This window comes from Pseudarthrobacter sp. fls2-241-R2A-168 (assembly GCF_030209335.1).
Taxonomy (GTDB): domain Bacteria; phylum Actinomycetota; class Actinomycetes; order Actinomycetales; family Micrococcaceae; genus Arthrobacter.
Map to the genome: position 1 here is coordinate 1 of NZ_JARVSG010000064.1, position 3,635 is coordinate 3,635.

General features: G+C 62.2%; 3 protein-coding genes. All 3 read left to right on the forward strand.

Annotation, left to right across the window (positions count from 1 at the left end; all coding sequences use genetic code 11):
• Positions 1-250 precede the first annotated feature (250 nt).
• From QRN11_RS22470 to QRN11_RS22480, 3 genes are read left to right on the forward strand one after another with little or no spacing between them, the layout of a single operon-like run.
• Positions 251-1,357 (forward strand): tyrosine-type recombinase/integrase, encoded by a 1,107-nt coding sequence (locus QRN11_RS22470; protein ID WP_285314562.1) that lies wholly within the window; start codon positions 251-253, stop codon positions 1,355-1,357.
• Entirely contained in the window at positions 1,354-1,692 is a 339-nt protein-coding gene (locus QRN11_RS22475) for a helix-turn-helix domain-containing protein (protein ID WP_236798402.1), read from the forward strand. The genes QRN11_RS22470 and QRN11_RS22475 overlap by 4 nt, the downstream gene beginning before the upstream one ends.
• Positions 1,682-3,199 carry a site-specific integrase gene (locus tag QRN11_RS22480; RefSeq protein WP_285314563.1) on the forward strand — a complete coding sequence of 506 codons (1,518 nt, stop codon included), beginning with the start codon at positions 1,682-1,684 and terminating at the stop codon, positions 3,197-3,199. The genes QRN11_RS22475 and QRN11_RS22480 overlap by 11 nt, the downstream gene beginning before the upstream one ends.
• Positions 3,200-3,635: the final 436 nt, after the last annotated feature.

Here is a 3,635-nt window from a genome sequence, read left to right on the forward strand (position 1 = left end):
GTACTCTGCGTATCTCATCAGATGAATCATTCATACCCTCTCCCTCGGAGTTCCGCGTTACGCGTTTGATACGCCTTACCCCGTGGCTTTCCGGGGTTTTCTCCGACTCCCATCAATGTTCCCAGCCACGCCTGGGCGGGGCGGGCTTGTGCGCCGAATGGCACAAAAGATGCCTCTGACCTGCGGATTTGCTGAGATGATGCATTTAATGAAACATTGATTCAAATTTTGGTGCAGGTTGAGGGGCGAAATGGCAGTCGATGGATCAGGGCGGGTGCACCTTCTGGGCTCCGTCCAGCTGCTTCATCCCGAACAGCAGACTTTTGACCAGATGCTCGATGGCTGGCGGAACCAGCAGTTGTCTCGCAATCTGAAGTTCGACACGATTGACCAGCGCATCAGGTACGTTCGCAGGTTCGTGGACCACGTGAATGAATTTCCGTGGCATTGGACGCCGGGCCATGTTGAGGAGTATTTCGGGGATCTGCGCTCGATCCGGCACTTGGGCCACTCGACACTGCGGGCCCATCAGTCCGCGCTGCGCCAGTTCACGTCCTACGTCGCCAATCCCGATTATGGATGGGACCGTGTCTGCGAACAGCGCTTTGGCACCCATCCGGCCCAGGTCTTCTACGAGTGGAACACCGCGCCGCATGTGCAGGAATTTGAGGGCCGCCCCTCCAAACGTGCCTATACAAAAGAGGAACTCCAGAGGCTTTTTGACCATGCCGACGACGAGGTTCAACTCATTGAGGCCTCTGGCAAGAAGGGCTGGCAGGCGGCCTTTCGCGACTCGGTCATGCTCAAGGTGGCATACTCCTACGGGCTCCGGTTCAACGAGCTGCGGCACCTGCAGACCATCGACTTCGCGACCAACCAGCAAGCGCGCAAATTCGGGAAGTTCGGTGTCTGCAAGGTCAGGTTCGGCAAGTCCCGCAAAGCGTCACCGCCCAAACCCCGCAGCGTCCTGACGGTCTTCGACTGGACCTCCGGCGTCCTCGAGGATTGGCTCGCCAACGGCCGCGGCACCCTTAACAGCCTCGATCTCTTCCCCAGCGAACGCGGTGGTCTCATCGTCGAGTCCACGCTTCTGCGGCGGCTCCGCCGGTATCTGAATGAGCTGGGAATGCCTGCGGATGGGCTGGACCTGCATTCGCTGCGGCGCTCCTACGCAACCCACCTGCTGGAAGCCGGATGGGATCCTAGGTTTGTGCAATACCAAATGGGCCACGAGTACGCTTCCACCACCGGCATCTACCAATTCGTCAGCGACGACTTCCGCAACACCACACTGCGGGCGTCCCTGGACCGCACCATGAACGACGCGCTGGGCAGACAATCAGGAGGTCAGCGATGAAGCGCCAAGTCGAATATACGTGGCGACTCTCCGAGCTGATGGCAGCCCGCGGGCTTCACAACACCACCGACCTCATCCCTCTGCTCGCCGAACGGGGAATCATCCTGTCCCGGCCCCAGGTTTACCGAATCGTCAACCAGAAGCCCGAACGGGTCGCGCTCCAGGTCATCGCAGCGATCTGCGACATCTTCTCCTGCGGCCCAGAAGATCTCATCACCGTCACCGCCGCCGACGTCCGGGCACGCAAGACGGGAACCGGCAACTCCCCCAACGTCGTGGACCTCAACCGCACCGTCCGCCCGCGCCGGGCGCGCATCATCGACGATGGCCACTGATCTACCTGCAGGGCTCACGCCGCGCAGCACCACCCGCGGCCGGCCCCGCACGACCGGCTCTGTCCAGTGCGTCCGCTGCGGCCGCAATGCCGGCAAAGCCAGGGTGACTTGGCCGGAAGGCAAGATCTGCGGTCCCTGCTTCACCGTCGCGACCCGCACCCACGGCACCTGCCCCGACTGCAAGCAGGACAGACTGCTCCCCGGCCCACCCGCCAAGGATGGAGAAGCACGGTGCGCTCCGTGCGCCGGCATCCTCCACAACTTCCACTGCGCCCGCTGCAGCCACGAAGGTGAGTTCTACCGCCGCGGCATCTGCGCCCGCTGCGCGCTCCGGGATGACCTCACTGCCCTGCTGCTCACGAATCCGGCCGATCCGGTCACCGCAGACCGCCTGGTCGATGTCCTCTGCCAGGCCGATCGGCCGGAAAGCATCATCACCTGGAAGCGCTCTGCCAAGGTCCAGACTGTCCTTACCTCCGTCGCGAGCGGCCAGACTCCCATGACCCACGAAGGCCTCGACGGTCACCGCGAAACTGCGGGACGGGCAGCCGACCACCTCCGAGCGCTACTCGTGCATCACGGGCTCCTCCCCCAGCAGGACCCTTACCTGACCCGCTTCGAAGCCTGGATTGACGACAAGCTCCGTCCGCTGCCCGCGGGCGTTGCAAAACCCGTCGAACACTTCGCGAAATGGCACCACCTCCGCCGCATCCGTGCCATGGCAACGCCGGACAAACCGGCCCAGCGCCCGGTGCACTCCGCCAAGCAGGAGATCAGTGAAACCATCAAGTTCCTCGACTGGCTCTGGAATACCCACCAACGCACTGTTGCCTCCTGCACCCAGCAAGATGTGGACACTTGGCTCACAACCGGGCCAACAACCAGGAAAGCCATCCGGACCTTCTTCGTCTTCGCGAAAAAGACCGGCACGAACATGCGTGTCGAAATCGGCCACTACGCCGCTAAAAGACGACCAGCCCTCCCGCAGGAACAACGCCTTGTCTGGCTAAAGGAACTGCTCACCGGCACCAGCGAATCCGTGCCTTACCGCGTCGCCGGAGTACTGCTTCTCCTCTATGCCCAGCCACTGGTCCGGGTTGCCGCCCTCCGTATCGACGCCGTCAGCATCAACGACACCACGGGCGCGATCAGAATCTCCTTTGGCACACACCCCGTTCCGGTCCCGCAGCCCTTCACGGAACTCCTCAAGCAGCACCTCCGGAACCGCCCCAACCTCCGAACAGCATCAGACCGGGACAGCCAATGGCTATTCCCCGGCACTCGGGCAGGTCAACACCTCCACCCGAACACCATCATGGACAGACTCCGCGTCCTCGGACTGGACCTGCTCGGCGCACGGAACACCGCCTTGGACGACCACCTCTCCGTCACCCCGCCACCACTGGTCGCCGACGCACTCGGCTACAGCTACCAAGTCGCATTCCTCCACGCAGACGCCGCAGGAGACGCATGGTCCCGGTACGTCGACCGGCGGACGGAACCCTAAATGAACAAGGGCGACCGTCAACGCCGGTACGGGGCACCTCGCCGCCATGGCCCACGACATTTAGGGAGTGTCATTGTTGGGCCTCCGCCTAGCCTCGATCTTCGTCGAGTTCTTCTTTAGGCGGGTCCTTCTCGGGACCTTTGGAATTGCGACTCCGGCCAACGGCAACTGGCATGCAAAAGCCAGTAACTGCCCCGCCGATCACGGTCATTGCCCACTGCGGAAGCTCAGGAAAAAGCGCCCCAGCACTGACAGCGGCGATCACACCCGCAAGCACTGCAAGAATCCCATGTAACACGAATCGTGGCCAATTCATGGCTCAGCATAACCGGGCATGAATGACGTCGCCACGCCTTCAGAGCGCCCTTCAGCGATCTGCGCCAGCGGGCCATTCATCGACAATACGCACACATTGGATACGCAGGGGTGCCAGTAG